The following is a 25,323-nucleotide window of genomic DNA, read 5'->3' as shown; positions in this document are numbered from 1 at the left end:
GGCCGCACGTGTCACGAGGCGGGAATCGCGAGATCGAGGTCGGGGTGGAGTGCGTTCGCGATCTTCGTCAGGCCGACCATCACGGAGATCGACGAGTCGGTCTCCTGTGTCGGAACCTCGCTGATGCGACCGTTCTTCACTGCGGGGACGTCAGGGAAGTTCTCTTCGAGGAACGCCTTCTGCGACGCGAAGTCCTGGCCGACGAACGTGCCGACCAGGATCACGTCGGGGTCGGATGCCGCGAACTCCTCCTTGCTGATGTAGACGGTGTCTGCGGGGAAGACGTTCGCGCCACCCGCCGTCTCGATCAGATCGTCGTAGATGCCGCCGGCGAGGACGATCACCGGGCCAGTTCCTCCGTTGAAGTACGCGGTCTTCACCGTCGGCTCACCCTTCACCGCCGTGACGACCTTCTCCTTCGCGCTCTCGAGCTCCGCGATGACCTCGTCGGCCTTGTCCGAGACATTGAAGATCGTCCCGTAGTCGCGCAGCACCTTCGAGGCGGAGTCGACGTTCCAGATATCCGAACTCACAGAGTCCGTCGCGCCACAGAGGTTGGCGCCGTAGACAGTCACCCCTGCCTCCTCCAGCTGCTCGACCGACGCGTACCCCTGCGAGGCGTCGAACGCGTACCCGTCCAACACCTGGCCGGTCACGAAGTCAGGCTGCTCGCTCAGCAGCACCTCCTTCGAGGGAAAGCCCATCATGTTGCCGATGGGCTTCAAGCCCTCCGCGGCCTCGGCCACTGAGTCGGGGTACGGGGAATAATTCTCCTGGACCGCGACGATCTTGTCGCGGAGGCCGAGTGCGAGGAGCGCCTCGGTGGTCGACTGCCAGAGACTCACCACCCGCTCCGGTTCGGAGTCGACCGTGATCTCGCGGCCGCAGTTCTCCAGCGTCACCGGATAGCCCGTCGTTGCTTCGCCCGGAGCGGATGCGGTCGATGCCGGGGTGCTGTTTCCCGCGCACGCGGTGGTCAGGAGCAGAAGAGCTGCCACCGCTGCGGTGCTGAATACGGATCGTCGGACGGTGGGTCGCATGGGACTCCTTCGGGGAACGGGACAGCTCTACTTCTTGTAGAAGCATATCGGTTCGGAATCACGGCACCACGAGAGCCTCTTGGCGCGTTCCGGCGGAACGAGCGTCGAGGAGATCATCTCGATGGCCCGAACTCATCGTTAAAACGCATTCACGCCAATGGTCATCGGCTTCCTCCTCGAGGATGCTGGAAGCTCACACCACTTCCGTCTTCAGGAGGACACATGTCAGCCCCACGCCGCGCACTGATCGTCATCGATCCTCAGCAGGAGTACTTCACCGGCCTCCTCGCCATCCAGCACCCGCCGCGCGATGAGTCGATCCAGCGCATCGCCGATGCCATCGACGCCGCCGAGCAAGCCGGAATCCCCGTCGTCATGGTGCAGCACACGGCCGGCGACAGCGCCCCGGTGTTCAACCCGACCAAGCCGGAGTTCCGACTGCACGAATCTCTGGAACAGCGCGACGGCAGCACATGGAAGCACGTCGTCAAGCAGTACAGCTCTGTCTTCCCCGAGACCGGCCTGCACGACTGGCTCCGCGAGAACGACATCGACACCATCACGCTGGCGGGTTATATGACCAACAACTGCGTCGTCGCCACCGCCGCAGACGCCGAGACCCGCGGCATCGCCGCGGAGGTACTCGTCGATGCCACCGGCGCGATCGACATCACCAACGCTGCAGGATCCGTCGACGCCAAGACCGTGCACACCACGCTGATGGCGCTCTTGAACTCGAACTGGGCGGCTGTCGCTCCGACGGCAGCCTGGGTCGATGCCGTGGCGTCGAGGACGGCGCTCGACAAGAGCAACCTGGGCGAGTCGGCCGCCATGGGCGCGTCCGCACACGCCTGATCAGCTCGTTCCGGCCGGACACCACCCGCTCGTGGCGTCCGGCCATCGCCATGAAAGGCCCATTGTGATTCGTCCCACTCCCTTCGGAAACGCCCCGTTCGCCCTGTCGGTTCTCGACGGCGGCCTCACCGGTGTCGGCTCTTCCGCTGCCCTCGTGCTCGATGAGGTGATCACCGCCGCGCGCATCGCAGATACGCGCGGTTACGCACGATTTTGGATGTCGGAACACCACGCGATGCCCGGCGCATCGATCGCCTCTCCCCCGCTCATGGCCGCGCGCCTGATCAGCGAGACGCACCGGATTCGCCTCGGCGCGGGAGGAGTCATGCTGCCCAACCACGCACCGCTGGTGATCGCCGAGCAATTCGGCATGCTCGAAGCGCTGGCTCCGGGACGCATCGATCTCGGCGTGGGGCGGGCACCCGGCACCGACCACACCACAGCCGCAGCCCTGCGGCGCCACAGCTCTGCCAACGAGGAGTTCCCTCAGCAGGTAAATGAGCTGATGGCCTTCCTGAATGACGATCCCTGCGCTGCGCCCGTGAACGTGCATGCAGTTCCGGGCCCGTGGCAGGAGCAGCAGAATGCCACGGCTGCTCCAACTTCTCCCCCTGAACTGTGGATTCTCGGATCCTCGCTGTACTCGGCGCAACTCGCCGCCGCACTCGGGCGCCCGTACGCCTTCGCACTGCAGTTCGGCAGCCCCGACGTCGTCAATGCGCTGCGCATCTACCGCCAGCACTTTCGACCCTCCCCTGCGCTGAACGAGCCATACGCCATTGTCAGCGTCGGTGCAGTCGCCGAGGAAGATCCGGCGCGGGCCCGTCGAGAGTCGACGACCAATGCGATGGGGATGATGCGGATGTTCCAGGGCGAGACGTTCGCACTTCCATCGCCGGATGCGGTACGGGACCAACCGTTGTCGTCCGCGCAACGCCGGTTCCTCGATGAGTGGACCGATCGTACGTTCCACGGCACAGCGACCGATGTGGCCGCTCAGCTGGAGGAACTCCAGTCGATCACCGACGCCGAGGAGTTGATGCTGGTCACCGGCAGCCACGGTCTCGGAGGCCGGTCCACCACCCTCGAGCTGATCGCCGATCACTACGGAGCGGGCATCGGCTGACCGAAGGAAGTGCGCGACCTCTGATGTCTGACCGCCGCAGGGCGCCGTCTCAGGCGAGGCTGAGGAACACCTTCTCGAGCTCTTCCACGGTCGGCCCCTCGGCGTCGTCATCGCGACCGGCGCACTCTTGCAGCGCCGCCGCGACGATGACGAAGCCGGCCCTGTTGAGTGCGTGCGTCACTGCGGCCAACTGAGTCACGATGTCGCGGCACGACGCTTCGGTCTCCACCGCGGTGATCACCGCGTCCAGCTGGCCTCTTGCCCGGCGGAGCCGGTTGACGACGCGCCGCTGCGCGTCGAGATCTGCACTATCCATCGGAGCTTCTCTCTTTCTCTGGCAGCGGAACAGAGTCGATCTGGCCCTTCAGCAGGCGCACACTCGTCGGTGAGTGCTCGGCCGGGTGCACCCAGGAGGAGGCGCAGCGTCCCGTCGCTGCCATGACCGCGATCGCGATCGCGATCACTCCCGCCACGACCGCGACCACCGGCGACGATGGAGCCATCGACGCCGCGAACGCGGCGATGACGACGGCGACGGCGAGGTAGGCAAGCCGCTCGCCCCGTGTCGCGCGGCAGACCACACGCGCGGATCGATCAGACATCATGTGACGGTCCCCGCTTTGTCAGCGCCTGATCTGCTCGGTCCGCAAGCACCATGCGTAGCGTCGTCATCCCCCCTGAGAGCGATGCGGAATCGAACCCTGACTGGTCGAGGACCCGGTGCGCGATTGCCGATCGGACGCCGGAGGCGCACATCACCCGTACCGGCCTGCCGGCCGCGGCCAGGCGCACCTCTCTCAGACGCTCGCGCAGCTGTGTATGCGGGATGTGGAGCGCCTCGGCAATCATGCCCTCTGCCACTTCTGCGTCGCCTCGCACGTCGAGGACGAGAGAGGTCTCCCGCACCAGGTCGAGATCCTGCGCATCCCACAGCCGCATCGTGCCGTCGAGAACGTTGGCACCGAGCATGCCCGCGAGGTTCACGGGGTCCTTCGCCTGGCCGTATGGCGGGGAGTAGGCGAGATCCAGATCGATCAGATCGTCCACCGACATGCCCGCGCGCAGGGCCGTCGCCAGCACATCGATTCTCTTGTCGACGCCGCCGGTTCCGCACGCCTGCGCGCCGAGGATTCGCCCGTCGTCCCCTCTGAAATGCACGTTCAGATGGACCGGAGCCGCTCCGGGGAAGTACCCGGCGTGCTGATTCGGATGCAGACTGATCGTCCGAAAATCTATCCCCGCGTGCGACAGCGCGGCGCGACTCGCGCCGGTCAGTGCGATCGTCAATCGGTCGACCCGGACGACGGCCGTTCCCAGCGGCTGCGGGATCGGCCGCGCACGGCCGGGGCGGAGGATGGCGTCGGCCACCAGGCGCCCCGCACGGTTGGCTGGTCCGGCGAGTGCCACCGGCCGGCGGACGCCGGTCACGGGATCCTGGCTCAGCACGGCATCCCCTACAGCCCAGACCTGCCGCACAGACGTGCGTCCGTGCTCATCGACGATGATCGCGCCCCGCTCGCAGGCGACCCCCGCAGCTTCGAAGACAGCGATATCGGGCCGGACGCCGATCGAGAGCACGACGAGCTCGGCGCTCACTTCCGTCCCGTCAGACAGGGTGATGACGTCGGCGTCCTCACCCTGGCTGATCGTCTCGGCGGCGACTCCTGTTCGCACATCCACGCCCACACGTCGCAGCTCCTCCGCGACCAGCCAGCCGAACTCGGCATCGACCGGTGTGAGGATCTGGTCGGCGAGCTGGATCAGAGTGGTCTCGACGCCTTGCAGCGCCAGCGCCTCTGCTGCCTCAACCCCGATGAATCCGGCCCCGAGGACGACGGCCCGCTGCACGCCTGCCTCGACGTGTGCGCGCAGGTGCACCGCATCCTCCACGCTGCGCAGCGTTCGCACCCGTGGTGAGTCGAGACCGAAGATGTCCGGTCGCACGGCTCGCGCACCCGGTGCGAGCACCAGGGCGTCATATCCGATGCGCTCCTCGCCCGCGGAGGTGCGTACGACGAGCGTCTGCGCGTCTGGATCCACACGCACCACGTCATGCCCCGTGCGCACATCGAGGTTCAACGACGCACGCAGCATCTCGGGCGTCTGCACCAGCAACGAACCCTCGTCCTCGATCTCACCTCCCACGAAGTACGGAAGCCCGCAGTTGGCGAACGACGCATGCGCACCACGCTCGAGCACGACGATCTCCGCAGACTCGTCGAGACGACGGGCTCGCGCCGCGCAACTCATACCGCCTGCGACACCCCCGACGATGACGATCCTCATGCGGAGGCGTCTGGCTGCGCGGCGATCTGCGCCCTCACATCATCCATGTCGAGCCCCTGGACCGCGTCGACGACCTGCTGCAGACCGGCCGCCGGCAGCGCGCCCGGCTGCGCGAACACCAGGATTCCATCACGGAATGCCATCAGCGTGGGAATGGAGGTGATCTGGAAACCGGAGGCGAGCTCGCGCTCCACCTCGATGTCGACCTTGCCGAACACGATGTCCGGGTACTTCTCCGATGCGGCCTCGAAGATCGGCCCGAACATGCGACACGGACCACACCACTCCGCCCAGAAGTCGAGCAGGACGATCCCCCCGCCATCCAGGGTCTCATCGAAGTTCGTCGCGGTGATCGTGTGAGTGGCCATGGCTCGACCATATACCCCATGGGGTATGCGAGGCGGTGGCTCATGAGCCAATGTACGATGGGAACGGGCCAACAGGGAGAACCAGATGAAGATCGCGATCTATGCCTTTACCGGCGTGACGATGTTCCACCTCTCCGTGCCGCAGATGGTCTTCGACGAGGTCGCCCGGATGGGTCTCGGCGAGTGGTCATCCGTCCTCTTCTCCGAGCGGGGCGGATCCATCCGCACCGCCGAGGGCTATTCGATCGGCGGCATTCAGCCGCTGGCCGCTGTCGCCGGCGCCGACCTTGTCGTCATCCCGTCTTGGGTGGACGACGGGCGTGCGCCGAGTGCCGCTCTCCGAAAGGCCGTCGTCGCCGCGCACGAGAACGGCACCGCGGTCGCCGGTCTCTGTCTCGGCGCGATCGCTGTCGCAGACATCGGCCTACTCCAAGACAGAAGTGCTGTCACGCACTGGCGCTCACTGGGCAATCTCGCCGAGCGGCATCCGGAGATCGACATCGATGCAGACGTGCTCTACATCGATCACGGCGATGTCTTGACCTCGGCGGGCACCGCCTCAGGTCTCGATGCGTGCCTGCACGTCGTGCGTCAACGGCTGGGCGCCGAAGCCGCCAATCGCGTGGCGCGAAGCCTGGTGGTGGCGCCCCACCGCGAGGGCGGGCAGGCTCAGTACATCGAACGCCCCATCGCGGTGCACGAAGCGGATGACCCGATCGCGAGAGCATCCGCCTGGGCGCTTGCTCATCTTGCAGATGACCTCACGATCGATACCCTCGCCGGTTCTGCGCACATGAGTCGCCGCTCCTTCGTGCGCGCCTTCCGCGACTCGACCGGCTCCACCCCCGCGGCCTGGGTCCGATCTCGCCGCCTCGATGAAGCACGACGACTCCTCGAGGTCACGAACCTGTCGATCGATCAGATCGCGGCATCCTGCGGATTCGGAAGTCCCATCACGATGCGTCAGAACTTTATGACCGCGTTCGGCAGCACACCATCCAGTTACCGCCATCGCTTCGATGCGCGTACCTGAGCCGGCCGTCTCTCCACGCACCCCACCTCGAGGCCGTTCAGTCCTTCCGTCCCTGCCCCGCGTCGGCCATCAAGGCCATCGCACTCGAATGTGAATCGCGAGCTCGCGCGGCGGGAGCGATGAACGCCGCCGCGGCCACCAGGACCAGGGGCGCGAGCAGAGCCACCCGCAACGAGCTGTGCTCCCCCAGGAAGCCGATGACCGGAGGTCCGACGAGGAACGCGACATACCCCACCGTTGCCGCGAAAGAGACCCGCCTCGCAGAGTCCGCTCCCCCGTCGCCCGCCGCTGAAAGCGCCAAGGGGAACCCCAACGACGCACCGAGCCCCCACAGCACCACCGCGGACGCCGCGACGAGCGGGTTGTCGACGAAGATGACCAGCGCCATCCCCGCCGCGCCCAGAAGGATGCTGACCCGCAACACGTGCACTATCCCGAAGCGGGTCACGAAACGCCCGCCCACGAACCTTCCGATGGTCATCGCGGCGGCGAAGGCCGCATAGACCGCCGACCCCCATGCGGGATCGAATCCATGCCCGTCGACCATGACCAGGGGAAGCCAGTCGCCTGCGGTGCCTTCTGCCAGCGCCATCGCGAGCACGATGGCAGCGATCAGCAGCAACCGAGAATCCCGCCACCCTGCAGTCTTCGTCGCCCGCGCGATCCGCTCTCCGGTGTCCCGCTCGATGCGCCCCGTGCCGCGAGGAATGTTTCTCGCGGCGATGATGAGAGCGCCCAGCGCGATCACGCCGATCGGCATCAGATGCCAGAACACCGGCACCTGAAGAGCAGTGAATGCAATACCCACCACGGCTCCCACCACCGTGCCGAGGCTGAAGAAGCCGTGCAGAGCCGGCAGCACAGGCCGACCGATCGCCTTCTCGATATCCGCCCCCTCGACGTTCATCGCGATCTCCCCACCTCCCATGCCGAGCCCGAAGAGAAACAGCCCGAGAACGGTCACCGGTGTCGAGCCCATGGCGACGCCGATTCCAATCATCGGCATGCTCATGACGACACCGAGGGTCCCCGCGATCATCACCGGTCGCGCACCCCAGCGCGAGACCGCCGGCCCCGAAGAGAGAATTCCGATCATTGATCCCGCAGAGAGCCCCAGCAGGATCAACCCCATCTCCGAGGTGGATGCACCGAGCACGTCCCGGATCGTCGGGGTGCGCGTCACCCACGAGGAGATCGCAAGCCCCGGCAGGGCGAACAGCGCGAAGAGCGAGAGGCGACGGGCATAGAGAGACTTCATGGTTCTTCCTGGAAGCGCTCGACAGCCGAGCGTAGGCGCGATCGAGGAACCTCGATGAATCAAGCCTGCCTGCCCGCGCCCCCGCATACCATTGGCCCGAATGACATCTATCGATGATTTTGCGCCTTCGCGCGCTCACCTATCAACGCATCGGCGCGGTGAGCAGATGCGGTCGGCCCGTGATCGGATGCTCGATGAGTCGCGAGTCGACGGCGAAGACCTCTCGCGTCAGCTCCGATGTCAGCGTCTCGGCAGGGATGCCGGCCGCCCTGATCCGCCCTTCATTCATCACGACGATCTGATCGGCATGGGCGACCGCGTGATTGAGGTCATGCAGAACGACCACACGCGTGAGATCGACGGACTCCAGAAGATTCAAGAGGTCGTGCTGCGCCGTGATGTCGAGGTGGTTCGTCGGCTCATCGAGCATGAGAACCGGGGCATCCTGAGTGAGCGCGCGCGCGAGGAGCACCCTCTGCCGCTCACCCCCGGAGAGCGTGGCGTACTTGCGGTCGGCCATGTGCGCGGCCCCGCATCTCACCAGTGCGGCGTCAGCATGATCGCGGTCGGCTTTCGTCTCTCCGCGGTACCACGACTGGTGGGCATGACGCCCGGTCGCGACGATGTCGCGAACCAGCATGCTGTCGTTGCTGGTCTGATGCTGCGTCACCACGGCGCGCAACAGCGCCGCTCGCCGTGGCGCGATATCCCAGACGTTCGCGTTCCCGATGAGGATGCAGCCGGCATCCGGCTTGAGCGCTCGATACATCGCACGCAGGAGCGTGGACTTTCCCGAACCGTTCGGACCGACGATCGCGACGAATTCACCCGAAGCGACCTCGAGCGAGAGTTCCTCGATGAGGCGCGCGCCGCCGACACTGAGGTCGAGGTCCGTGATCGCGATCTTCATGTGCGGCCCTCCGATGATCTCATCAGCCAGAGGAAGAAGGGTCCTCCCACGAGCGCGGTGAAGATCGTCAGCGGATACTCGTTCGGGCTTCCCACGGTACGGGCCACCAGGTCGACGGCGATCAGGAAGATCGCCCCCGCGAGCGCGGCGACCGGGAGCAACCGCCGATAGTCCGCCCCGACGATCATGCGCACGGCATGCGGAATGATCAGACCGACGAAGCCGACGCCGCCCGCGACCGCGACGGTCACGGCCGTGAGGAGTGCGGCGACGATGAGGAGTCCGAGTCGGAAGCGGCGCAGATTCACGCCGACCGCCACCGCGTCGTCGTCGCCCAGCGCCAGCGCGTTCAACCCTCGCGCCTGGCTCAGCAGCCAGGCGCCGGCGATGACCATGACGACAGTGGGCAGCAGGAGACCGTCCCATCTCGCTCCCGCGACGCTCCCCATCATCCAGAAGAGGATCCCGCGCACCTGCCCTGGCTCGGCCTGCAGCTGAGCGAAGCTGGTTCCCGCCATGGCGACGTATCCCAGCGCGACACCCGAGAGCACGAGTCGCATATCGGTGAAGGAGCCCGATCGCTGGGCGAACGCGAAGACGAGCACGAGGATGACCAGTGCGCCGACGAACGCCGCCGCCGGAGTGGTGAGTCCGAAGAGCACACCCGAACCGAAGGTCATCACCAGCACCGCACCGAGCGACGCTCCTGACGAGACACCGACGATGTACGGATCCGCCAGCGGATTCCGAAGCAGACCCTGCAGAGCTGCGCCGGCCAGTGCAAGCGCGGCCCCGACAACGCCCGCCATCAGCACCCGAGGGACGCGCAGCTCCCAGACGATCCTCTGATCGATCGAATCGACTGCACCGGAGTCGCCGGTCACATTCGCCCACACCACCCCGATCACGCGATCGATACTGACGTTGACGCTCCCGATGCAGACGGCGACCACTGCAGCGACCAGGATCACGGTAGCCATCACGATCACCCACAGCGACAAGGGCACCACTGCGGCGATGCGAGGTCGGCGGCCGCGAACGGGTGCCGTCTCCGAGAGCGTCACGGGTGCGAAGGCAGGACGAGCTCTCCGCCGGCGTCGTCCGCGGGTCTGCGCACGAAGGGGCTGAGAGCGATGGTCGCGAGGGAGATGAGTGCGGCGATCAGAAACGCCGCGCGTGCTCCCGGCGCTCCTGCCGTGGCGGCCGTGAGACCGTCGCTCTCACCTGCGTGCAGGATCGACGAGTATGTCACCAGCATCACTGCGACTCCGGCCGCACCGCCGACCTGCTGCAGCGTGTTCAGCACCGCGGTGCCGTGCGAATACAGCGGGCGGGGGAGGGACCCCAGCGAGGCGGAGAACAGCGGGGTGAACGACATCGCGAGCCCGACCGACATCACCGCCTGCACGATGATGAGCACCCACCACACCGTGTGCTCACCGACGGTCGAGTAATAGAACAGCGCGGCCGTCACGAGGATCGTGCCGGGGATCAGCAGTATGCGGGTGCCGCGTGCATCATAGATGCGCCCCGTGAACGGTCCGAGCAGGCCCATCAGCAGAGAACCGGGCAACAGGACCAGACCCGACTGAAGCGGATTGAGCCCGGCGACGTTCTGCAGATACTGCGGAAGGAGGGTCAGCGTGCCGAACATCGACAGCGCGAGGATGGTCATGATGATCACCGCGAGAGTGAAGTTCCCCGAACGGAAGACACGCAGGTCGAGCAGCGCGTCGTCCTTGCGCTGCAGCAGGAGCTGACGCCAGACGAACAGGCCGAGCGACACGCCGCCGACGACGAGCGAGAGGATGCCGGCGTTTTCGCCCGATCCGCCCTCGCCACCGAACTGGCTCAGGCCGAACACGAGGCCGCCGAAGCCGAGCGCGGCGAGCGGAATCGAGCGCACGTCGAGCGGAACCCTGCGGGTCTCGCCGAGGTTCGTCATCCACTTCGCCCCCATGGCGAGCGCGATCAGCGCGATCGGCAGGATGATCGCGAACAGTGCACGCCAGTTGGCCAGCTCGAGTACCGCGCCGGCGAGCGTCGGGCCGATCGCGGGAGCGAGCGAGATCACCAGGCCGACACGGCCCATCATTCGTCCGCGCGACTGCGGCGGAACGACGTTCATGATGGTCGTCATCAGCAGCGGGATCATCACACCGGTGCCGGCCGCCTGGATCACGCGTCCGACGAGGAGCATCGTGAAGCCAGGGGCGACAAGCGCCACCAGGGTGCCCAGCGAGAAGGCGATCATCGCGGCGATGAAGACCTGGCGGGTCGTGAACCGCTGCAGGATGAATCCGGTCGTCGGGATGACAACGGCCATGGTCAGCATGAACGCGCTCGTCAACCACTGCCCCAACTCGGGCGGGATGCCGAGATCGGTATTGAGATCAGGGATCGCGATCCCCATCGTGGTCTCGTTCAGGATCGAGACGAACGCTGCCACCAGCAGCAGCCAGATCACACGCATGTCAGAGCGCGGGATCGTCCCTGACGTGGCGGCCGGAATCTTGATCGGACCAGTATCGACGGCAGACATGCGGCCTCCTGGGCCTGGAGAGAATGAGGCGGCGAACGGGAGACCGGGCCGTCAGAGCAAGGACGAGCGGCTCACGCCTACCGACCGGAGGACGGGATCGGGATGCACGGCTCGGTCGTATTCTACGGTACGTAGAGTTAATGGCGGCATTCGAGCCTGTCAGGCAGATCCTTAACGCTACGTATTGTAGAGTTAAGCCACTTGACACCCAGGAAGGTTCGTCCGATGCACATCACGAAAACCCGAGCTGCGACCGCGCTCACGTCTCTCGTCGTTCTCAGCGTCCTGGCCGGGTGCGCAGCCGGCCCGTCCGATGCGACGAAGACCGAAGCGCCGACCGTCGACGGAACCACCCTGACGGGCGGGAGCACGGAGTATCCCCTCACGATCGACAACTGCGGCTTCGAGCAGACCTTCACGGAAAGGCCCGAGCGCGTGGTGCTCATGAACGGCGCCTCCGTCGCCGAGGTCGAATCCCTCCTTCTGCTCGGGCTCGACGACACCATCCTCGCGAACATGCAGAACTACGGGATGTCCGATCAGCCGGAACTGGTCGCGCAGATCGACGCGCTTCCCACGGGCGACCTGGACATGGCCGGGAGCTTCGAGATCCCGGCCGAGCAGTTGCTCGCCCTCAAGCCCGACCTGGTGATCGCGACAACGTCAGGCGGTTTCGACTCGGCCAACGGCCAGGCATCCCGCGACGAACTCGCTGCCGAAGGCATCAACACGATCGTCAATCCTGCGAACTGCGCCATGGGCAAGGAAGACGCTACGGAAGAGGAGTTCTCCGCCTTCGACAACGCGACCGTCGAGTCGTCCTTCGGGTTCCTCAACCTCGTCGGCAACGTCTTCGATCGCCAGGCCGAGGCTGAAGCGCTCGTCAGCGAACTCCGTTCTCAGATCGACGCAGTGTCGTCTGCGGTGGAAGGCAAGGAGACGCCGACCGGCCTCATCGTCTTCCCCGGCATGTCGATGATGACGACCAACGGCATGCCCGCGGTCTTCCTCGGCGGCATCTTCGACGACGTTCTCAATCGGGCCGGTGTCGTCGGATCATTCCAGGACAGCGACCTGACCTTCACGTCGACGATCGACGCCGAGCACCTCGCGACGGCCGACGTCGACGTTCTCGTCGTCGGCGGATTCATGCCGGGCGAGGATCTCGACGCTGAAGCCGCCGCCCTCTTCGCCGAGTACCCGCAGTGGGACGCCGCGAAGAACAACAACTACGTCACCGTCTCCGACGGCGTGTACGTCGGCCCGACGAACGCCGCGGCGATCGAGAAGATCGCACGCGCCGCGCACCCCGACGCATTCTGAACTCTCCCGCAGATGGTCCGGCGATCCTGTGATCGCCGGACCATTCGCATGGGTGAATGTGGCCCGACTCGGACGCGAACCCGCACGAGCGGAGAGAGCCGGCGCTCCCAGGAAGCGCTTCCTCCGCTATGCTGAGCGGCAGCATCCGGAGCCCGATGCCCCGAGCCGCAGAGGATTGAAGATGGCGAGACTGGCCCAGCGCACGCCCACCATGGACGACGTCGCCGAGCTCGCAGGCGTATCGAGAACTACGGTCTCGCGGGTGTTCAGCAACACGGTGACCGTCGACCCGCTGCTGTCGCAGAAGGTTCATGACGCTGCGGCGAAGCTGCGCTACTCACCCAGCCAGATCGCTCGTGGTCTCGCCAAGGGCCGGACACACTCGGTGGGCATTCTCGTCCCCGAGCTCGACAATCCCATCTTTCAGCGCACGCTCACCGGCCTCTCGCAGGCCGCCGGCGAGGACAGATATCAGGTGCTGATCGCTGACTCGTCGGAGCGACTCGCGAACGAGGCAGAGCTGATCACCGAGCTGCGGCGCCGATGCGATGCGATCGTCCTCTGCTCGCCGCGAATGGACGACGCTGAGCTGTCGACGCTGGTCGCACGCCTCGGCCCGGTCGTGATGATCTATCGCTCTGTACCGGTTCCCGGAGTTCCGGTCATCGCCGTCAGCCTCGAGCATGGGGTGCGATTGCTCGCTGAGCACTTGCACGAGCTCGGGCACCGTCACATCGCATTCCTCGACGGCGGCGAGAAGTCAAGATCAGGCGCCCGTCGATTCGCCGCTCTCGAGGAGTTCTGCGCAGACCACCCCGAAGTGCGCGTCAGCCGTGTGACCGGCGGGGGAACCATCCAGGCGGGATTCGCCGCAGCGGACGATGTGCTCGCCACCGGGGCGACCGCCGTGATGGCCTTCAACGACGTCGTCGCGATGGGCCTGCTCAGCGCACTGCAGCGGCGCGGCATCACCGTTCCCGATCAGCTGTCGGTGACCGGCTTCGACGACATCACCTTCAGCGAATTCACCAATCCGCCGCTCACGACGGCGGCGATTCCGGCCGAGGAACTCGGGCGTCTCGCCTGGGAGCGGCTGCACGCGATGCTGGTCGACGGCGAGACGGATGACGGAACCACTGTCGTCCCGACCGTGCACCTGCGCGCCTCGACGTCATCGGTCGTCCCCGTCGGACACCGCAGCGACACTCTCGCCGCCGAGCCGTGAGGGCACCGCCGGATCACTCCGTCGGCACCCTCACTCGTCTACTACCGGTCGTACTTCAGCACTGCGACCGCCGCGGCCTGGAGAGTCAGCGTGTCGCCCGCAGCGAAGACAGCGCCGCCCGAGAGCAGGTCGGTCGAGCCGCAGGGAACAGTGATCTCTGCCTCGCGCTGCCCGTGGTTGAGGAGGAAAAGATAGGAGCCCTCTGCCCCGTGCCTCTCGGCGGCTTCGACGCCGCTCGGCGTCTCGAGCACAGGGGCTACCTGCGCCTCGTCGAGCACGGTGTCGAACATGCGATCCATGCCTGCCTCGTCCAGCAGAGTGCCGAGATAGGTCACCACGCCGTCGCCGAGCTCGTGGTGCAGAGCCGCCGCCTCTCCCTGCAGATAGCCGTCGACGTAGGTCGCCAGCACCGCTGCGCGATCGGCGACGAGGTCGTCCTGCCAGACACCGGCTTCCACCTCTGATCCGTGCACCCGCACCCGCACACGCTCCTCCGGCGGCAGCGGCGAGAACTCACGCACGCGTCCGCCGATGAGCGGCAACAGGCCACCCGGGTACCCGCCGGGGATGACCCGATCGTGCTCGTCCACGATGCCGGAGAAGAAGGAGATCAGCACGTGTCCGCCCGACCGCTCATCGACCGGCGCCACGCCCGCGGCATGGGTGCGATCGCGACGTCTCGACGAGGCTCGACGCCTTCTGGAGGCCGCGAGCCTCTCGATCGATCAGATCGCGGCAGCCTGCGGCTTCGGGAGCCCGATCACCCTCCGCCAGAACTTCATGTCCGCCTTCGGAAGCACGCCGTCCAGCTATCGGCGGCGGTTCGACGCTCGAGCGTGAGCGTCAGCTTCGTCGGGGGTGATCATCGCGACGACCACAGCTGGTCTTCCGGAGTGCACGCCGCGAGCGAGCACGATCGCCCCCGGAGCAGCGGTCGCCCGCCCGCACTGCTGCAGCTACCGCACCGCCTTGGGGAGCGCGAAGGTGACCACAGCGACGAGCGCCGCCACCACCAGCATGTAATAAGCAGGAGCGAGCAGGTCGCCGGTGGCCTGCACAAGCCAGGTGCTCACATACGGAGCGGTTCCACCGAACAGGACATAGCCCGCGTTGTAGCCGATTCCAGCGCCGCTGAGCCGATTCTTCACAGGGAACAACTCGATGAACGCGACGCCGAAGGGGCCGAAGAACACGCTGATCGCAAGGGCCAGGAGGAGCTGCCCTGAGATGGCCCCGACAGCTGTGCCATTGCTCGCGAGCAGATAGGCCGGGACGGCGACGATTGCGGAGAGCGCCGCGCCCGCGATCAGGACGGGCTTACGACCGATCCGATCGGACAGCAGTCCCGTGAGCGGCATCGCGAAGAAGACGGCGAGCAGGGCGATCGCGTTGGACGCCAGAGAGACGCCCTGATCGAGGTTGACCGTTTCGCTGAGATACGTCGGCAGGTACCCGGTCAAGGTGTAGAAGCCGAGGCTGGAGAGCGATGCCAGCGCGAATGCGTAGAAGACAGCACGAGGAGATTCTTTGATCGCCGTCCACAGGGGGAAGCTTCGTTTGCCGCCCAGCGCCGGAGATTCGCCCTTGCGCGTGGCCTGGAACTCGGGGGACTCGTCGACCTTCTGTCGGATGTAGAGCCCGACGAGAGCGAAGACGCCACCCAGTAGGAACGGAACCCTCCACCCCCACTCACCGTACGCGTCACTCCCCAACCCGCTCAAAAGAAGGAGGATGAGAAGTGAAGCGAACACAGCGGGAACAGTCGAAAATGACAGAGTGAATGCGACCGCCAAGCCACGACGGTGAGCAGGTGCATGCTCGGCCACCAAGGTGTTCGAGCCTGTCGTCTCCGCCCCTGCGGAGAGACCCTGCGCCAATCGGCACACGACCAGAAGAACGGTGGCGATGACTCCGACCTGACCGTACGTGGGGAGCAGACCGATTGCGACCGTCGCTCCGCCCATGATCAGAATCACCGCGGAGAGTACATTGCGTCGCCCGGCGGTGTCCCCGATATGACCGAAGATGATCGCGCCCAGGGGACGCATGACGAATCCGGCCGCGTACACCGCGAACACCGCCAGCAGGGAAGCCACACGGTCCTCCGCCGGGAAGAACAGAGTTGCGATGACCGTGGCAGAGTACGCATAGACGACGAAGTCGTACCATTCGACGAACTGCCCAATGGCAGCTGAAGCGAGGACTCTGCGCAGTTGCGTTCGATCTGGGGTTTTCGATGCCGACAGCTCATCAGTGTTCTTGGACGTCATTATCCGCGTACTCCTTCTAACTTGTGCGAGGGGGGAGAGATCAGCGCGAATGACCTGTCAGTCGATAGCGCTGATTTGTTTCCACGGGCTGAGCGATTCGAGCTCTCCGCAGAAAGTCTGGATCGAGCGTGGCGATGGCGAGCCCCTGGTCCGTGAGCACTTCCGCTATGCGCTGTCCATGCGGGCTGATGACAGCGCTCTCGCCCGTCGAGGCTGCGCCGGCCTGATTGCTCAGCATGAAGTACGAGGTCGTTTCGATCGCCCTGGCCGAGGCCAGAGTACGCAGTTGGAACGCCTTGCTCGGCCCCTCAGCCCATGCGGAGCTCATCGAGATGACGTCGACTCCTCTCTGGAGGAGCCCGAGGCTCAACTCAGGAAAACGGAGGTCGTAGCAATTCAACAGACCTACGCGCCAGCCGGCGATCTCGACAACCGAGAGTTCCGAGAAGTCCCCCAGAACAGGCCCAGGTGAGATGTACTCCGATTCGCGATACTCGAACGCATCGTAGAGATGAACCTTGTCGTATGACGCCGACATCTCACCGTCGGGGTTGACGGCGAGCAACCGGTTGTACGGCCGCTCGTGCGCGGCGTCCGGCGCATAGGTACCGAAGATGACGTGGATCTCGTGCCGGACAGCTATGGAGCGAATCCGATCGGCGAACGTCTCCGAGTGCTGAGCGGCGACGAGTCGAATCTCGGCAGGGTTCGACGTCCACTCGACGATCGACGACTCCGGCAATGTGAGTAGAGACGCTCCTTCCGCAGACGCTCTCATGGCGAGGAGATCGATCGTCCTGAGATTCTCTGCAACATCGGACGTGGAAGTGAACTGACCGGCAGCGACCGTGATCGATGTGGTCGGCATCGTGTTCCTCATGCCTGTCAAATCGTTGTGGCCCATGATGGAAAGCTAGATCAACTGGCCATCCGTGTCAATATGGAAATGTGAAGCCCCTGTTGCGGGCCATGGCGATCGCTTGGCTCACCACGAGTTCGGAGCTCCTCTAAAGCGATCACCGAAGGAGTTGCAGGAGATGGCGGGATCATCGCCCGCGCGGGACCGCCTCGGCCGTCAAGTCACCATCAAAGATGTCGCAGCGCTGGCTGGCGTCTCGCCGGCGACCGTGTCGCACTCACTATCAGGGCGTCGAAAGATCTCCGAGTCCACGACTCAGAGAATCAGGGAGGCCATCGACGCCTTGGGGTATGCGGCAGACCCCGTTGCGACGGCCCTGCGACGCGGCTCGACCCGCCTCATCGGCCTGGTGTTACGACCCCGCGATGCAGTGCAAGGCTCGCTACAAGGCGCTGCGGGGTTCCTGGAGCTCATGGGGACAGCAGCCATCGCATCACTCGAGCAGGGATGGGGACTCGTCCACGTGCCCAACACAGCGAGCGAGTGCGACCTGTCCCTGCCGGTTGACGGCTATATCGTTGCCCACCCCTTTCGGGACGATCCCGTCCTCGCTCAGTTGCATCGAGCTCGAAAGCCGGTCGTGACCATCGATGGGTTCGACGATCAGGACGATCAGTACGACGTGCGGATAGATCACGCTCACGGAGTGCGGGAGCTTCTGGGCGGTCTGGACCATCGCGCCCACACTCACACGGCGCTCGTCACAGGCACCGAACCGAATCGATGGAACGAAGAGGTCAAGAAGAGCGTCATCGAAGTTTTCCACGAAGAGGGAAGCCAGCTCGATGTGATCTCCCTGTACGAAGGCGAGGGAGTCCAGGGAGCGCGAAAACTGATAGAGGGATTGATTCACGATGGGGCGCGACGAATCCTGGTCGGGCCGAGCCGCTTCGCTCTCGGCGCGTTGGACGCTTCGCACTCACTCGGCTTCGCCGTTCCCGAGGAGGTCGAGGTGGCTGCCTTCACGGATAGCCCTCTGGCAGCCCACGCACAGCCGGGGATCACCGCGATGGACGTGCAAGCCGCGGAGGCCGGCAAAAGAGCTGTCGAGAACCTCCTCGGACAGTTGAGCGGGTCAGCGAACGAAGGCCGGAAGATCGTCCCTGCGGTCCGCTGGCGCGGATCGACAAGAGGTCAGGTCCCGGAACCAGGGTCGCCGACGACGAAGCCGGCGCTCCGCGCTCCGGCCTAGTCCTAGACGCCGCTGGTTCTGCGCACTCGTGAACGCGTCGAGCTGCGTAGCAACCGTGAGAACGCAGCCTCTTGCGCCAGATGAGCGGGGAGAAGAGACTGCGTTCGTCACCGGAACCGGGCGCTCCGGCCAGTACTCGTACGAGATGGTTCCCGTGCATGCACTGGTCTGCACGTGACGGCGCGCGGGCGTGAGGCCCCGATTCCACGGCACTTCACCACTGCGCGCAGCTCACACCTGATCGGCGAGGATCTGCGCCGTCACGTCATTCGCACCATGCAGGACGAACTCCACACTCCCGTCGGCGGCGACCACCGGGAGGAATGTCGGCTGCCAGTAGCGGATGTCGAAGGAACCGTCCGGCTGCTCCATGTCATATCGCACCGGCGGCACGATGGCCTCCTGCCCTGTCTCAATCACCGTGCTGATCGCGCCGTGGAGCACCTCAGTCCCCTTCGCGTCCGGGTCATCGGGGTTGTCGGGGAACACCAGCAGAATGTCGACGCCCAGAGCGCGCTCACGGGAAGAGCCGGTCGCGGCGAAGAACGAGTCGGTCGCCGCCACGATCACCCCCTCGCGATCAACCACGACGTAGGACTCCGGAAGCGCGTTGAAGATGCGCCCGAGCTGGGCGGTGTCGACGGTGGTCGGTTCCATGTTCTTCTCCTTCTCAATGGGGATGCAGTGCTTCCAGACTCCACCCGATCGTCACAGCGCAACCAGTCGCGAATCTGTACTGCGTGATTCAGCGGGAAGAGGTACAGATCATGCACTGCCGTGAACGCATAGCGAGGAGTGGAATGACCTTGAACATCCGATCGCCGCGGGCTCCGATGGAAGGCCGCGGCACATGACGGCAACAGCAGAAGGAGTACGCAATGAAGATCCGCCAGATCCGCAACGCCACACTGGTCCTGGACATCGGTGACGCCCGTATCCTCGTGGATCCGTGGCTGTCCGTCGAGGCCACCACCGTGTTCCCCGGTCCGACCGTCTCGTTGGTCGTCCCGATGGAGGAGATCGTCAACGTCGATGCCGTCATCCTCACCCACCTACACCCCGACCACTGGGACCCGACGGCGATCGAGAATCTCGCGAGCGAGGTTCCGATCTTCACTCAGCACGCTGCCGACCGCGATCGAGTTCACGACGGGCAGGCGATGATCGTGGAAGCTACCGGAGAGGTCTGGTACACGCACGTCGAAGGCAAGAGGTTCGAGAATGCCACGGTCCTCACGGGCAACCCCGAGTTCAAGGGCGTGAAGATGAAGAAGGTTCCCGGCCAGCATGGTTCTGACTTCGCCGTGCAAGCCGCGTACCAGATCCTCGCCGAGGTGATGGGTGTCGTCCTCTCCTCCCCCGGCGAGAAGACCCTGTACATCGCAGGCGACACCACGTGGAACCAATACGTCGAGGCGAACATCGCCGAGTACAAGCCGGACATCATCGTGGTCAATGCCGGCAACGCCAAGCTCCCGGGCATCGACGACTCGATCATCATGTCGCCCGAAGACGTCGTCAAGGTCTGCGAGGCGGCCCCGGGTGCGATCATCATCGCGAGCCATCTGGATGCCGTCGCCCACGCGACGACCTCCCGCGCTGAGCTTCGCGCCCACCTCGAAGCAATGGGCCTCGCACACCGCGTCCTTATCCCCGCCGACGGCGAGACCATGACGCTCTGATTCCGAACGCAACCTGAAAGGGTGTGAGTCAGCCCCCCACCGCCTCTCACACCCTTTCAGGAGCCGGTCAGGCCGTGAGTGTTGCGGGGCGGAACCACCCGGTGTACGACGCGGCCAGATCAGGTGCGCCTTCGAACCCGACGTCGCCGCGCGCGATCGCGTCCGCGCAGGCGCGCTTGCCCCACCACAGCTCGTTGAGTACGCCCGCGTCGACGATCACCGTCAGATCGGGCTGCCGCTCCGGCACTCCGACAGACGCCCGCGAGCCCTCACGGCCCACATGAATCCAGGCGCTGGAGAGTCGCGAGTCAGGAAACCGGAACGCGAGCGTGAGCTCACTCAGAGGCAGAACCTCAGGGACGATGCCCTGGTACATCTGCCAGATCAACGTCGCGACGTTGACCTCCCCGGCGGACGTCGGAGGGAGGTGCCAGTCGCGCGCCCATACACCCAGAGCCTCCAGGACCGGACGCAATGCAAGTCCTGACTGCGTCAACCTGTACTCACTCCGACTCCCGGGCGATGTCGCGCCCAGGCGTGAGATCACCTCGATACGCTCGAGGTATCGGAGCCGCGATGACAGCAGCGTTCGCGACAGGGCCGGCAGTCCTCGATGGATCGCGTTGAATCCGGTCGCACCGACGAGAATCTCCCGGATGATGAGGACGGTCCATCGATCGGCGATCAGTCGCGCGCCAAGCGAGACAGGATAGTACTCAGTCGGCGGGAACCAGCCATCAGGGCCACCCTCGAAGTTCGGAACCGCACCACTCGACTCAACCATGAGGAGCCCTCTCTCGGCAATCGCCGCGACGGCGCATCCGGGCCAGAGGCGATCTTATGACACTCTCACGATCGACCTCGGATAAGATGTGCATCGCGCACACATTGGAGTCGTTGCAAGTGTCAGTCGCACATGTCCGCGACATATCGACGACGTAGATTCTCCGATGGGCCTCGACCTCGGAGGCGCTAGATCAGAAGGTGACACCGTGCCCGAAGCAGAACGCGGAACCCTCGCCGAGCGCCGAGCCGCCGTCCTCTCGCAGCTCGTTGTGTTGCTCACACAGGGGCGCAGTCCCGCCGAACTCGCGGACGAAGCCGTTCGCCTGGTCGCCGCAGCAACCGACACCGCGGCCGTGTTCCTCTATCTGTGGGACGAGGAGCAGGAGCGGCTCGTGCTCCGCGTCGCGGGAGACGTGCCGCAGCAGATCGGCGTCGATGAGATTCGGCTCCGTCTCGGCGAGGGCATCTCCGGGTGGGCAGCGCTGCGCCAAAAGTCCGTGATCATCAACTCCCATCCGCGCGAGGATCCGCGCTTCATCGGCGTCGATCGAATAGACGAAGATGAGTTCAATTCGGTCCTCGCCGCCCCGATCGCCGACGAGCAGAGCCAGCTCCGTGGTGTCTTCGCTTTGTACTCGAGGAAAGAGAACGCCTTCGGCGACGACGAGCTCGCCATCGCGGTCGAGGTCGGAAGACTCCTCGCCTCCGGCCTGATGCGTGCCGAGACGGTGGCGAACCTCGCGCGACAGTCAGCAAGCTCGCATTTCCTGCTGGACTTCCCCACGGCCTCGCGCACTTCTCTCGTCCCCGCTCTGGAGTTCGCCGCCGGCAGGCTGCTGGAGCTCCTGAACGCCGATGTCTGCGTGCTGGAATACATGAGCAGGCGCGAGAGCGGAGCCGCACCGATCATGTTCGCCTTCCGCTCGGAAGGCGGCACCCACCGCCTCTGGTCGACTCATGCGCGCGCCGCTGCGCAGGCGAGCATCGATGAGCAGTGCGCCGGAATGGAACGCGCCTCAGTCGCCCTCGGGATGGGGGCGTCACGGGGCGTGCTCTCGTGCTACCGGGGCGCTCGATTCCGCGCGGCCGACTTCGACAGGCTCGGTGCCCTCGCCATGCAGTTGAGCGTGCTTCTCGAAGCAGTCGACCTCAATTCCGTCGGCTCCACACTGGCGACGCGCCTGCGGTTCACTCAGGATGACGTGGAAGCCGGGAGCATCATCGGCGAGTTGGGGATCGACGGCTCAATCTGCCCGATTCTGGTTCGCGTCCACTCGGTGCGCGGCGACTGGGGAGCAGCAAGCCGCACCCTCAAGGAAGCCCTCGCGGTCGCAGCCGGGAACAGAGCTGTGGTCTTGTTGGACTCGACCTGGGGTTTGGTGCTCGCCGACGCTCCCGGCGGACGCATCGCGCCCGAGCTTTCCGCCCGCATCCTTCAGACGACACGCCGTGTGGCCGCCGAGGAGGGTCTCGTCGCGTCGATCGGCGTAGGCAGCGTCGCGCACTCAGCCGCTCATATCCGTCAATCCCTCACGCACGCACGCGAGGCGCTCGATTGGACCGAGGCATACGATTCTGACGAGGCGGTGACACTCGCTGTCTACGAGGAGGTCAAAGAAGCCCTTCCTCTGACGCGCATCGTGGGAAACCTCGCCCCCTCGCTGCTGGACAGGCTGAGGACGCTGGAGCCGTTGACGAGGTACGACATCGATCAGGGTTCGCAGCTCGTCCGGACTCTCTCGGTGCTGGCGGGGTGCGGCGGATCCGTAAACGAGACGGCATCACAGCTGGTGATCCACCGCAACACGCTGCGTCAGCGCCTCCAGCGCATCGAGCAGATTCTCGGGACACCCATCGACCCAGCGATCGACTGGACAGTGCTGTCACTCGCGACTCTCGTCGCTGCGGATCGTGTAGACGCGATGCGCGCTCAGCGCCGCTAGCCTCATAGCGCGCGTCCCCTGCTCCGCCCGCTATGAGGGCAGCACAGGGGACGCGCTCGTTATGTCGGTCAGGCTTCGACGTCTGGACCGCGCGTCGGAACGTCCATCGCGTCCGGCATCTCGTTCTCGTCGTAGATCTGACCGATGCGTTCGTATCGCGAAGGGCTTCGCTTGCGCAGGTAGAGCGCGAATCCGACCCCTGCGAGAACGATCGCGGCGACATACACGGGGATCAAGTTGACGACGACCTCATCAGCACCGGCGAGGAACGGAATGTACGTCACAAGCAGGATCAGCACGATGGCCTGCGCGACCGCCCCGACGACGGGTGCGACCAGCGTCTTCCAGATATCGCCGGCCCCGCTTCGCCCGACCCGGTTGAAGTAGGCGATCACCGCCAGCGATACGAGGAACTGCACGAACACCACACCCGCGGTGCTGAAGATCGGCAGCCACGTGCCCAGTTGCAGAAGCGGGTCAGCGCCAACCATCGCGAACAGCGCGACCACGACGATCGCCACGACAGCCTGCACGCCGTTGGCGACATAGGGCGACTTGTGCTGTGGGTGCGTGCGCCCCAGCCGTTCGGTCAGGATCCCGTCACGACCCATCGAGAAAAGGTACCTCGACGCGTTGTTATGGAAGGCGAAGGCGCAGGCGAAGAAGCTGGTGATCACGAGGAAGTCGAGCATGATCCGGATCGGGTGCCAGGTGTACGCATCAGCCAGAACGAAGAAGTAGTCACCCAGCAGGCTTTCGGCCTGACTCATCGACTCATCTCCGAACCCCACGAGCCCGGCATACGCGACGAACGTGTAGAACACGCCCAGCGTGATCACCGCGATGTACGTCGCACGAGGGACCGCCTTCTTCGGATCGGTGGTCTCCTCGCCGTAGATCGCCGTCGTCTCGAAACCGATCCACGACCAGAACGCGAAGAAGAACCCGATGCCGATCGCCGGAGCGACCAGGAACCCGGAGGGGTCGAAGACCTCGGGCATCTGCCCCTGGGCACCGCCTTGAACGATGATGGAGGTGGCCAGGATGAAGATCACGAAGATCTCCAACGACAGCGCGATTCCGAGGACGCGGCCTGCCACGGTCACCTTGAAGTACGAGATGAGCCACATCAGCCCGATGCCGAGGATGCTGCAGATCCACCAGGGCACGTCCCAACCGAGGTAGGTCTTCAGCGTCAGAGCAGTGAAGTAGCCGAATCCTCCGCTGATTGCCGGCACGATCATGCTGTACGCAGCCATCACCGTCCAGCCGGCACCCAGGCCGAGGGGCTTACCCAGGCCCTGCGTGGTGAAGTTATAGAACGCTCCGGCGGCCGTGATCCGCTTGGCCATCTGGGCGAAGCCGACGGAGAACACGAGGAGGATCAACGTCGCGGCGACGTACGTGAGCGCTGTTGCGAATCCCGACCCGTAGGCATACGAGATCGGAATGTAGGTGGAGACGACGACCAGCGGCGCTGCCGCCGCCGTCACCATGAGCACGATAGTCAGGAATCGAATCGACCCTTTCATGAGGTCGGTCGACGACTCGGCGGAACTCCGCTTCGTGGCGTGTGTGGACATTCGGGTTACCTCTCAGTGCGTAAAGCCTGATGTGCGGTCAGCCCCGCTGACGAGTGGGAATCGGGCCCCATGAGCTCAACTCGTTCTCGGGATTGGAGGCAACGTAGCGACGTTCCCTGAGGTCACCGATGTGATCGGTGACCATCATCGCGCCCCCGAGTGTGCATGTCGCCTACTCGGGGGCGGCATCACTCGTTCAGCGTGCCTTCCTGGATGCGACGCGATCACGCACCACGCTCACGAACCGGTGCGCGAGATTCTTAGCGTCGGCGCTGATCGTCTCGTCCGCCGCCGTGAACTCGCGGGCCTGCTCATCGATCAGCGGCAGCATCGCCTCCGGTACCTCATCGCGCCACTCGAGGAAGCGCTCCGGAGATATCTCTGCGTGAAACTGCACGCCCCAAGCGGAGCCGACGCGAAAGACCTGGTTCGGGTACCGGTCCCCGGTGCCGAGGAGAACTGCCCCCTCGGGCAGCCGGGTGACCGCGTCGAAATGCAGAGCCGGCATGTGAAACTCGGCCGGCATATCCTGCATCAGCGGATCGTTTGCGGACGCTTCGAGCAAGGAGACTCTCACGACCCCGCTTTCGAGTCCGCGAGCGCCGACCGCCACCTCTCCCCCGAGCGCGTCGGCGAGCATCTGTGCGCCTAGACAGACACCCAGCACGGGGATCTGGGCGGAGACTGAAGTGCGCAGCAGCGACTTGATGTCTGCAAGGTACGGGAACTCACCTTCGTCGAGCGCTCCCATAGCCCCACCCAGAACGATCAGCCCGTCGCCCTCGACCGAGCGGGGGACAAGGTCACCGTCAAATGGCCGCACGATGCGAAGAATGACGCCTTCCTCGCTGAGCCACCGCCCCATCCGATCGATGTCGCCCTTCACATCGGGTTGGATCACGGTAATCCGGATCGGCTGGTCATCACCCATGTCGAAATCCTCCATAGTCAGGCCTTCGGCGCCTGGAACCTGAACGCCGTC

Annotated in this window: 25 protein-coding genes; 9 read left to right on the top strand and 16 right to left on the bottom strand. The window is 65.1% G+C overall.

Annotation, left to right across the window (positions count from 1 at the left end):
- Positions 1-11 precede the first annotated feature (11 nt).
- Complete coding sequence (locus RQG82_RS07625) at positions 12-1,040, bottom strand: ABC transporter substrate-binding protein (protein ID WP_311258501.1); 1,029 nt, start codon at positions 1,038-1,040, stop codon at positions 12-14.
- Between the two features lie 222 nt (positions 1,041-1,262).
- Between RQG82_RS07625 and RQG82_RS07620 the strand changes: the two genes are divergently transcribed.
- Entirely contained in the window at positions 1,263-1,895 is a 633-nt protein-coding gene (locus tag RQG82_RS07620; RefSeq protein WP_311258500.1) for an isochorismatase family protein, read from the top strand.
- A gap of 31 nt (positions 1,896-1,926) precedes the next feature.
- Positions 1,927-3,021, top strand: coding sequence for an LLM class flavin-dependent oxidoreductase (locus tag RQG82_RS07615; protein WP_311258499.1), 1,095 nt, complete (start codon positions 1,927-1,929; stop codon positions 3,019-3,021).
- Positions 3,022-3,070: 49 nt separating this feature from the next.
- On the opposite strand, the gene RQG82_RS07610 is transcribed toward RQG82_RS07615, so the two are convergent.
- From RQG82_RS07610 to trxA, 4 genes are read right to left on the bottom strand one after another with little or no spacing between them, the layout of a single operon-like run.
- Positions 3,071-3,337, bottom strand: a complete 267-nt coding sequence (locus tag RQG82_RS07610) for a metal-sensitive transcriptional regulator (RefSeq protein ID WP_311258498.1) — start codon at positions 3,335-3,337, stop codon at positions 3,071-3,073.
- Entirely contained in the window at positions 3,330-3,623 is a 294-nt protein-coding gene (locus RQG82_RS07605) for a hypothetical protein (RefSeq protein ID WP_311258497.1), read from the bottom strand. Before RQG82_RS07605 ends, RQG82_RS07610 begins: the two co-directional genes overlap by 8 nt.
- Positions 3,616-5,307 carry an FAD-dependent oxidoreductase gene (locus RQG82_RS07600; protein WP_311258496.1) on the bottom strand — a complete coding sequence of 564 codons (1,692 nt, stop codon included), beginning with the start codon at positions 5,305-5,307 and terminating at the stop codon, positions 3,616-3,618. Before RQG82_RS07600 ends, RQG82_RS07605 begins: the two co-directional genes overlap by 8 nt.
- Positions 5,304-5,675: a thioredoxin gene (gene trxA, locus RQG82_RS07595; RefSeq protein WP_311258495.1), complete on the bottom strand. Its 372-nt coding sequence runs from the start codon at positions 5,673-5,675 to the stop codon at positions 5,304-5,306. The genes RQG82_RS07600 and trxA overlap by 4 nt, the downstream gene beginning before the upstream one ends.
- Before the next feature lie 85 nt (positions 5,676-5,760).
- Here trxA and RQG82_RS07590 point away from each other — a divergent pair, with 85 nt between their 5' ends.
- A complete protein-coding gene (locus RQG82_RS07590) occupies positions 5,761-6,708 on the top strand; it encodes a helix-turn-helix domain-containing protein (RefSeq protein WP_311258494.1) in 948 nt (315 codons plus the stop codon).
- Between the two features lie 37 nt (positions 6,709-6,745).
- On the opposite strand, the gene RQG82_RS07585 is transcribed toward RQG82_RS07590, so the two are convergent.
- The 4 genes from RQG82_RS07585 to RQG82_RS07570 form a co-directional block, all read right to left on the bottom strand.
- On the bottom strand, positions 6,746-7,966 hold the full coding sequence (locus RQG82_RS07585) for an MFS transporter (RefSeq protein ID WP_311258493.1): 1,221 nt from the start codon (positions 7,964-7,966) through the stop codon (positions 6,746-6,748).
- A gap of 142 nt (positions 7,967-8,108) precedes the next feature.
- On the bottom strand, positions 8,109-8,876 hold the full coding sequence (locus tag RQG82_RS07580; RefSeq protein ID WP_311258492.1) for an ABC transporter ATP-binding protein: 768 nt from the start codon (positions 8,874-8,876) through the stop codon (positions 8,109-8,111).
- Positions 8,873-9,856, bottom strand: a complete 984-nt coding sequence (locus tag RQG82_RS07575; RefSeq protein ID WP_311258491.1) for an iron ABC transporter permease — start codon at positions 9,854-9,856, stop codon at positions 8,873-8,875. Before RQG82_RS07575 ends, RQG82_RS07580 begins: the two co-directional genes overlap by 4 nt.
- Before the next feature lie 80 nt (positions 9,857-9,936).
- A complete protein-coding gene (locus RQG82_RS07570) occupies positions 9,937-11,418 on the bottom strand; it encodes an MDR family MFS transporter (RefSeq protein ID WP_311258490.1) in 1,482 nt (493 codons plus the stop codon).
- Positions 11,419-11,643: 225 nt separating this feature from the next.
- Between RQG82_RS07570 and RQG82_RS07565 the strand changes: the two genes are divergently transcribed.
- Together RQG82_RS07565 and RQG82_RS07560 are read left to right on the top strand one after the other, a co-directional pair.
- Complete coding sequence (locus tag RQG82_RS07565; RefSeq protein WP_311258489.1) at positions 11,644-12,741, top strand: ABC transporter substrate-binding protein; 1,098 nt, start codon at positions 11,644-11,646, stop codon at positions 12,739-12,741.
- Positions 12,742-12,922: 181 nt separating this feature from the next.
- On the top strand, positions 12,923-13,966 hold the full coding sequence (locus tag RQG82_RS07560) for a LacI family DNA-binding transcriptional regulator (protein WP_311258488.1): 1,044 nt from the start codon (positions 12,923-12,925) through the stop codon (positions 13,964-13,966).
- A gap of 41 nt (positions 13,967-14,007) precedes the next feature.
- Here the strand turns inward: RQG82_RS07560 and RQG82_RS07555 are convergent, their stop codons facing one another.
- Positions 14,008-14,616, bottom strand: a complete 609-nt coding sequence (locus tag RQG82_RS07555; protein ID WP_311258487.1) for a beta-galactosidase trimerization domain-containing protein — start codon at positions 14,614-14,616, stop codon at positions 14,008-14,010.
- Between RQG82_RS07555 and RQG82_RS07550 the strand changes: the two genes are divergently transcribed.
- A complete protein-coding gene (locus RQG82_RS07550; RefSeq protein WP_311258486.1) occupies positions 14,498-14,806 on the top strand; it encodes a helix-turn-helix domain-containing protein in 309 nt (102 codons plus the stop codon). The two genes, RQG82_RS07555 and RQG82_RS07550, sit on opposite strands and share 119 nt — an antisense overlap.
- A 116-nt stretch (positions 14,807-14,922) precedes the next feature.
- Here the strand turns inward: RQG82_RS07550 and RQG82_RS07545 are convergent, their stop codons facing one another.
- Both RQG82_RS07545 and RQG82_RS07540 read right to left on the bottom strand, forming a co-directional pair.
- Positions 14,923-16,236 (bottom strand): MFS transporter, encoded by a 1,314-nt coding sequence (locus RQG82_RS07545; RefSeq protein WP_311258485.1) that lies wholly within the window; start codon positions 16,234-16,236, stop codon positions 14,923-14,925.
- Between the two features lie 40 nt (positions 16,237-16,276).
- On the bottom strand, positions 16,277-17,104 hold the full coding sequence (locus RQG82_RS07540) for a nitrilase-related carbon-nitrogen hydrolase (RefSeq protein WP_311258484.1): 828 nt from the start codon (positions 17,102-17,104) through the stop codon (positions 16,277-16,279).
- A 169-nt stretch (positions 17,105-17,273) separates the two neighbouring features.
- On the opposite strand from RQG82_RS07540, the gene RQG82_RS07535 reads away from it, so the two are divergent.
- Positions 17,274-18,347: a LacI family DNA-binding transcriptional regulator gene (locus RQG82_RS07535; protein WP_311258483.1), complete on the top strand. Its 1,074-nt coding sequence runs from the start codon at positions 17,274-17,276 to the stop codon at positions 18,345-18,347.
- 231 nt (positions 18,348-18,578) lie between these two features.
- Here RQG82_RS07535 and RQG82_RS07530 read toward each other — a convergent pair whose 3' ends face one another.
- Positions 18,579-19,004, bottom strand: a complete 426-nt coding sequence (locus tag RQG82_RS07530) for a PAS domain-containing protein (RefSeq protein ID WP_311258482.1) — start codon at positions 19,002-19,004, stop codon at positions 18,579-18,581.
- Positions 19,005-19,225: 221 nt separating this feature from the next.
- Between RQG82_RS07530 and RQG82_RS07525 the strand changes: the two genes are divergently transcribed.
- The gene (locus tag RQG82_RS07525) at positions 19,226-20,029 is read left to right on the top strand and encodes an MBL fold metallo-hydrolase (protein WP_311258481.1); all 804 of its coding nucleotides are present in this window, start codon (positions 19,226-19,228) and stop codon (positions 20,027-20,029) included.
- 67 nt (positions 20,030-20,096) lie between these two features.
- On the opposite strand, the gene RQG82_RS07520 is transcribed toward RQG82_RS07525, so the two are convergent.
- Positions 20,097-20,813: a winged helix-turn-helix transcriptional regulator gene (locus RQG82_RS07520; protein WP_311258480.1), complete on the bottom strand. Its 717-nt coding sequence runs from the start codon at positions 20,811-20,813 to the stop codon at positions 20,097-20,099.
- A gap of 208 nt (positions 20,814-21,021) precedes the next feature.
- Between RQG82_RS07520 and RQG82_RS07515 the strand changes: the two genes are divergently transcribed.
- Complete coding sequence (locus tag RQG82_RS07515; protein WP_311258479.1) at positions 21,022-22,758, top strand: helix-turn-helix domain-containing protein; 1,737 nt, start codon at positions 21,022-21,024, stop codon at positions 22,756-22,758.
- 68 nt (positions 22,759-22,826) lie between these two features.
- Here RQG82_RS07515 and RQG82_RS07510 read toward each other — a convergent pair whose 3' ends face one another.
- On the bottom strand, positions 22,827-24,341 hold the full coding sequence (locus RQG82_RS07510) for an APC family permease (RefSeq protein WP_311258478.1): 1,515 nt from the start codon (positions 24,339-24,341) through the stop codon (positions 22,827-22,829).
- A gap of 196 nt (positions 24,342-24,537) precedes the next feature.
- On the bottom strand, positions 24,538-25,272 hold the full coding sequence (locus tag RQG82_RS07505; protein ID WP_311258477.1) for a type 1 glutamine amidotransferase: 735 nt from the start codon (positions 25,270-25,272) through the stop codon (positions 24,538-24,540).
- Positions 25,273-25,323 lie beyond the last annotated feature (51 nt).

Origin of the sequence: Microbacterium sp. WCS2018Hpa-9, assembly GCF_031843745.1 — a bacterium.
GTDB lineage: Bacteria > Actinomycetota > Actinomycetes > Actinomycetales > Microbacteriaceae > Microbacterium.
Note: the sequence above shows the minus strand (reverse complement) of the source record. Positions and strands in the feature narration are given on the sequence as shown.